We start from the raw sequence: 6,194 nt of genomic DNA, 5'->3' as shown, positions 1-6,194 counted from the left end.
AGATATGGCATGAGCCTGACGGACGCCATCAACATATTCATCTATCAATCCCGAAATGTAGGAGGGTTGCCGTTCAATTTGCGCCGGGAAGTTAAAGAATTCTCGCCAGAGACCAAATCCACCGCCACTGAGCTTCGTGGCAAGTATAAAGGCGTACTTTCCACGGATGATTTTATGGTTCAAAAGCAACATGAAAAGGAGTTCGAAGCGTGAATCCAACTCCCAAATATATTCTAGACTCCTGCGCTTTAATTGCGTATCTGAACGATGAGCCTGGTGCGGATATTGTTTCCAACTTTTTAGAGCAAATGGAGAACCGTTTTGTGTCCCTGTTGCTGCACAAAATCAATCTGTTAGAGGTTTATTACGGTTATTACAGGGAACGTGGAAAATCTCTTGCTGATGAAATGCTTGAAGATGTATTAAACAGCGGCGTTCAAATACTTGGCGATATCTCAAACGACATGCTTATGGAAGCAGGCCGCTTTAAAGGCTCGTACTCCATTTCGCTTGGAGATGCCATTCTTTTGGCGGTGGCGTCGGTAAGCGGTTCTGCTGTGCCGACTTGCGACCACCATGAGTTTGATGTGGTCGAAAAAGCAGAAATGATCGCCTTTGAATGGATACGCTAACAAGTCATTCTCTCCCTATCAACGATGAAGATAAAAAGAGTATCTCTTATGTTGTGTTATCGAACAATATAAAAAAGAACGCCTCTTTACTTGGGCGTCCCTTTTGATTTTTTATCGTACCTACCGCTTGCCTCTGCCTAAAAAGTATGAATATCACGGAGCTTCTTGGTGGTTCTATATGGCACGTATCTGTCGAGAACCTGTATATTGCCTGAGTGCGAAGTTTGATTTGAGGTATAATAATATAATCGTTTAGGAGTTAGAGGTGTTTCTGAAATGGAATACAAGCAGGCAATTAAAGAATACTTGGACTTGGAACGTTCGATACTGTCAAAGATTGACGCCGACGCAATAGGCGTCGTGATGGACGCGCTTGATGCGGCGCGGAAACGCGACGGAACTGTTTACATATTCGGAAACGGCGGTTCGGCAAGCACGGCGTCACACTTTGCAAATGACTTCAACAAGGGGCTTTCGGAGCATTTGGAGCAACCGTTCCGATTTGTATGCCTTAACGATAACATTGCAACCATTTTGGCCATAGCCAACGATATAAGCTATGACGCGATATTCGAGTTTCAGCTTCGCGGGAAAGTAACCGAAAAGGATCTTGTGATAGGCATTTCCGGGAGCGGCAATTCGCCTAATGTGCTCAAGGCCATCGAACTGGCAAAGTCTGCGAATGCGCTGACAGTAGGTATCACAGGATTTGGCGGCGGCAAACTGGCGGAACTGGCCGACGTCTCGCTTAACGTGCCTGTGATGAGTATGCAAATAACGGAGGATGTACATATGATTTTTGACCATTTGATGATGGCCGTGTTTTATGAGGTTCTGTGCGGCATCAGCCATATTAAGGAGCTTTAGCGGCAATAGATGATAATCGTTCGAACTCCCACTCGTGTCAGCTTTTGCGGCGGCGGGAGCGATTTACCCGGGTTCTATAAAAAGCATGGCGGAACGGTGTTGTCGGCGGGGTTGAGCCGGTACGTCTATCTGTCAATCCACCCGTATTTTTATCCGAATCGGCTTATATGCAAATACTCGAAGAGCGAGCTTGTAAATGATCCGTCCGAACTGGAGCACCCGATTTTCCGCGTACTGTTGGGGCAATTCGGCATAAACGGAGTGGAGATTACCAGTACCGCCGATATCCCGGCGGGGACTGGGCTTGGTTCGTCAAGCTCATTTACCGTGGGGCTGCTGCACACGCTTTACGCGTATACCAGCAAGTATGTATCGGCTGATTCGCTTGCCGCCGAAGCGTGTCATACGGAGATAGATCTGCTCGGCGAGCCCATCGGCAAGCAAGACCAGTACGCGGCGGCGTTCGGCGGGCTGAATGTCTACCGATTCAATAAAGACGGAAGCATTGCCGTGGAGCCCGTGATACTGTCGCCGGAAGCATACGAGCGTATGGAACGCAATCTGCTGATGTTTTACACGGGGGATTTGCGGTCAGCGTCGCAAATCCTTTCGGAACAAGGCAAAAATGTCGCGTCGGATTGCGAGAGAGAAGCGGCGCAGCTTAAAATCAGTAAACTGACTGATGAGTTGCACAGGGAACTAATCCGCGATAATATTGACTCGCTTGGCGGCATATTGCACGCGAATTGGGAACAGAAGCGCAAGCTCGCGAGCGGAATAACCAATCCGTTTATAGACAAAGCGTATGAGACCGCGGTGTCCGCGGGCGCAATGGGCGGCAAGCTTCTCGGCGCGGGCGGCGGGGGGTTTTTGCTGTTCTATGTGCCGGAACACAGGCATAACGCGGTGAAAAACGCGCTGTCCGATCTGACCTATATGGAGTTTGGGTTCAGCAGAAGCGGCTCGACCGTAATATATGTCGGCGATAAGCCGAAAAGGAGTCTGGCATGAAAATTTTATTGGCAGGCGGCGCAGGCTTTATAGGCAGCCACCTGACCGACGCTCTGCTTGAACGCGGCGACAGCGTGGTGTGTGTCGACAACCTGTGCCTTGGCAGCGAGGATATGATACGGCATTGCCGCGGCAACCCGGATTTCACGTTTTGCGCGTTTGACATCTGCGACGCCGCAAAACTTGACGAGGTATTCGATGAACACAAGTTCGACCGGGTATGCCACCTTGCGGCGAACTCCGACATTCAGAAAGGCGGCAAAGATCCAAGCATAGACTATCGCAACACATTTTTCACCACTGTGACGCTGCTTGACGCGATGCGCAAGCATAATGTGAAAGAGTTGCTGTTTTCCTCCACTTCCGCAGTGTACGGCGACAAGAGAGAGATGCTCAAAGAGGACACAGGCGATTTACGGCCGGTGTCCTACTACGGCGCGGCTAAGTTGGCGTCAGAGGCGTTCATCTCCGCGTATGCGGCTATGAACGATTTAAAGGTCAATGTCATCCGTTTCCCGAATGTCGTGGGGCCGCGGCTGACACACGGCGCAATATATGACTTCGTCGCGAAGCTGCGAAAAAATCCGAGAGAGCTTGAAATTCTAGGCGACGGCAAGCAGGAGAAGCCGTATATCTACGTTTCTGACTTGATTGACGCAATGCTGCTGCTAAAGTACGAGCCGGGCGTAAGCGTATTTAACGTCGGGGTCGGCACATCCACGACCGTCAAACGCATAGCGGACATCGTGTGCGATGAGATGGGCTTGAAGGACGTAGAATATAAGTTCACGGGAGGTTCGGTCGGTTGGCCCGGTGATGTCCCTAAGTTTCAGTACGACTTGTCAAAGATACACGCTGCGGGCTGGATCGCGAAATATACTTCTGATGAAGCGGTCAGGCTCGCGGCGAGGCGTTTCTTATGAGCTTTGTGAAGGCAGCCGTCCTCGCCGGGGGCAAAGGCACTCGCATCGGGCAATTATTTCCGGATTTGCCGAAGCCGATGATGCCGGTGTGCGGAAAACCGTTGCTGCAGTGGCAAGTGGAGTCGCTGGTAACACAGGGTATCCGCGATATTACGCTGATTATTGGTTATAAAGCCAATGTTATTCGCAATCACTTCGGCGACGGCAAAAGGTTTGGCGCGCGGATCGGCTGCATCTTCGAGAAAGAACCGCTGGGAACCGGCGGGGCGTTGACGCTGTTGCCGCGTGAGGATACGCTGATACTGTTCGGAGACGTGTATTGCGATGTGGATTATTCAAGGTTTTTCGCGTTCCACAAAGAACACGGCGCTGAAATAACGCTGTTCGCTCACCCGAACAGCCACCCGCACGACAGCGATATTGTCGTGACAGACGGCGAAAACAGGGTTGTCGCATGGAAGTCCAAAAAATACAGACAGCGCGGCGAACAGCGGAACTTGGTCAACTCCGGCCTGTATGTTTTCAGCGGCGGCAGTCTGCCATCAGGCGAGGCGGCCAAACGCGACTTGGAGCACGATTTGATTATCCCGAATCTTACAAGCGGCAAGGTGTACGCTTACCGATCAACCGAGTACGTCAAGGATATGGGCACGCCCGAACGTCTTAGCGCCGTGGAGCGCGACATCGAGAGCGGAATCACTGCGGCAAAGTGCCTAAAAAACAAGCAACGGGCGGTGTTTATAGACCGCGACGGAACGCTAAACGAGGAAAATGGTTTTATTACCTCGCCGGAGCAATTGCGTCTCATACCCGGCGCGGCGGAAGCAGTCCGAATGCTGAATAGGTCGCCGTATCTCGCGATTTGCGTGACGAATCAGGCTGTAATCGCGCGAGGCGATGTTAGCTTTGAGGGCTTGGAAGCGATTCACGCAAGATTGGATGTTTTGCTTGGACAAGAGGGAGCGTACTTGGACGATTTGCTCTTCTGCCCGCATCACCCGGATAAAGGCTACGCGGGCGAGGTGCCTAAGTACAAAATCGACTGCGACTGCCGCAAACCGAAACCGGGTATGCTGCTTGAAGCGGCAAGACGATACAACATAGACCTGTCTCGCTCATATATGATTGGCGACAGCACTGCCGATATCGCGGCAGGTCAAGCGTCTGGCTGCAAGACAATAGGAGTGAGAACCGGAATGGCACTGACGGACGGGAAAAATGATGTTGAACCGGATCTGATGTGCGAAAATCTATCGGATGCCGTAGGACAAATACTAATGGGAAAAACGATATGAAGCTGGTCATATTGGGCGGAGGCCTTGCCGGAATTTCTCTGGCGTACTTTCTGCAAGATAAGCCGAACATCACGTCAATTGATATACTGGAAAAAGAGGATGAGCCGGGCGGGCTATGCCGCAGCTTTTGGCACGATGGGCTTCGCGTGGATATTGGCCCTCATATTTTCTTCTCTAAGGACAAGGAAACACTTGATTTTATGCTTGATTTGCTAGGTGATAACAAGCATGAACTGCGTCGTTCCAACCGCATCATACACCGAGGGCGCTTTGTGCAGTACCCGTTTGAGAACGACCTGTCGAAATTGCCGGACGATGACCGCGTGAAATGCGTTGACGGCTTCATCCATAATCCATATCGTGACTACGCGGCGGATAATATGCTGCAATTTTTTCTGAAAACTTTTGGCGAAGGGATTACTAACCTGTATCTTCGCCCATATAACGAAAAAATATGGAAATTTGACCCGGCTTTCATGGACACGCAGATGGTCGAACGCATTCCACGCCCGCCCGACGAAGATATCCTGCGAAGCGCGGCAGGCGAAACGGTGGACGGATATACGCACCAGCTCTATTTTGCCTATCCGAAAACAGGCGGCATGGCCGCGTTCATCGATTCGTTCGCGCGGAAGTTGAGCGGCAAGGTAAGCCTCCACACAAACCGCGAAGTCACGGCGGTTATGAAGACAGTTTCAGGTTGGCAAGTGAACGCGGGCGAGAGACAATTTACCTGCGATTCGCTGGCGTCCTGCATACCTGTAAATGTTCTGACGCGATTGTACAAAGGGATAGATGAGAAAACAGCGGAACGCTCGCGACAGCTTCGTTATAACAACATTATAATTGCCGCAGCGACTGTTGGCATAGATAGGGCAGGCGATAATTTTGCCTTTATGATTGCCGATAAAGACGTGATTTTCCACCGTTTGAGCAAGCTTGATTTTCTAGGCGAAAATTATCACCAGCCTGGAACAGCCACATATATGATGGAGTATACTTATCGCGGCGGCGACCCGATCGCGGCGTTGCCCGACGTAAAGCTCCGCGAAGCTTTCACTGACGGCCTGAAAAAAATTGGGTTCCTCCAAAACGAGGAAGAAATTATATCTTTTACGCTGAAACGGTTCCAGTACGCTTATGTGATTTATGACTTGAGGCATAGAGCGAATATGGCCGCGATTAGAGAGTATTTCAAAGAACAAGGCGTAGTCTTGAATGGTCGTTTTGGGAATTTTGAGTATTGGAATATGGATGCCGTGGTTGCCGGAAGCAGGAAATGTGCCGAGAGGATATAAAGATAGCTTGTCCGGGGAACAGGTATTGATCCGGGCAATGCAATTTTTATCATGCCGGTGAGTTATTTGGGGGAATTGGAGATGGATTGCTCATATCAGCGAGGTTTGTGCGGCAAAGAAGAGCACTTGGAATTGTGTAAATTGATGCGCCGCAATGATTTGAGGATA

General features: G+C 50.4%; 7 protein-coding genes. All 7 read left to right on the top strand.

The window, feature by feature from the left end; translation table 11 throughout:
* Nucleotides 1–213, top strand: a 213-nt coding sequence (locus LBO03_05050; protein ID MDR3348955.1) for a hypothetical protein, incomplete at its 5' end; no start/stop codon positions are given.
* Nucleotides 210–632, top strand: coding sequence for a PIN domain-containing protein (locus LBO03_05045; protein ID MDR3348954.1), 423 nt, complete (start codon nt 210–212; stop codon nt 630–632). The genes LBO03_05050 and LBO03_05045, both read left to right, overlap by 4 nt.
* Before the next feature lie 276 nt (nt 633–908).
* Nucleotides 909–1,499, top strand: a complete 591-nt coding sequence (locus LBO03_05040; GenBank protein MDR3348953.1) for an SIS domain-containing protein — start codon at nt 909–911, stop codon at nt 1,497–1,499.
* A gap of 99 nt (nt 1,500–1,598) precedes the next feature.
* Nucleotides 1,599–2,510 (top strand): hypothetical protein, encoded by a 912-nt coding sequence (locus LBO03_05035; GenBank protein ID MDR3348952.1) that lies wholly within the window; start codon nt 1,599–1,601, stop codon nt 2,508–2,510.
* A complete protein-coding gene (locus tag LBO03_05030; GenBank protein MDR3348951.1) occupies nt 2,507–3,433 on the top strand; it encodes an NAD-dependent epimerase/dehydratase family protein in 927 nt (308 codons plus the stop codon). The genes LBO03_05035 and LBO03_05030 overlap by 4 nt, the downstream gene beginning before the upstream one ends.
* Entirely contained in the window at nt 3,430–4,728 is a 1,299-nt protein-coding gene (locus tag LBO03_05025) for an HAD-IIIA family hydrolase (protein ID MDR3348950.1), read from the top strand. Before LBO03_05030 ends, LBO03_05025 begins: the two co-directional genes overlap by 4 nt.
* A complete protein-coding gene (locus LBO03_05020) occupies nt 4,725–6,026 on the top strand; it encodes an FAD-dependent oxidoreductase (GenBank protein ID MDR3348949.1) in 1,302 nt (433 codons plus the stop codon). The genes LBO03_05025 and LBO03_05020 overlap by 4 nt, the downstream gene beginning before the upstream one ends.
* Nucleotides 6,027–6,194: the final 168 nt, after the last annotated feature.

It is taken from the genome of Acidaminococcales bacterium (genome assembly GCA_031290885.1).
GTDB lineage: Bacteria > Bacillota > Negativicutes > Acidaminococcales > JAISLQ01 > JAISLQ01.
This window is presented reverse-complemented; position numbering and strand designations above follow the sequence as displayed.

Excerpts from the sequence above, each read along its gene's own strand:
- LBO03_05040 (MDR3348953.1), top strand. The coding sequence starts at position 909 with ATGGAATACAAGCAGGCAATTAAAGAATACTTGGACTTGGAACGTTCG.
- LBO03_05030 (MDR3348951.1), top strand. The coding sequence starts at position 2,507 with ATGAAAATTTTATTGGCAGGCGGCGCAGGCTTTATAGGCAGCCACCTG.
- LBO03_05025 (MDR3348950.1), top strand. The coding sequence starts at position 3,430 with ATGAGCTTTGTGAAGGCAGCCGTCCTCGCCGGGGGCAAAGGCACTCGC.
- LBO03_05020 (MDR3348949.1), top strand. The coding sequence starts at position 4,725 with ATGAAGCTGGTCATATTGGGCGGAGGCCTTGCCGGAATTTCTCTGGCG.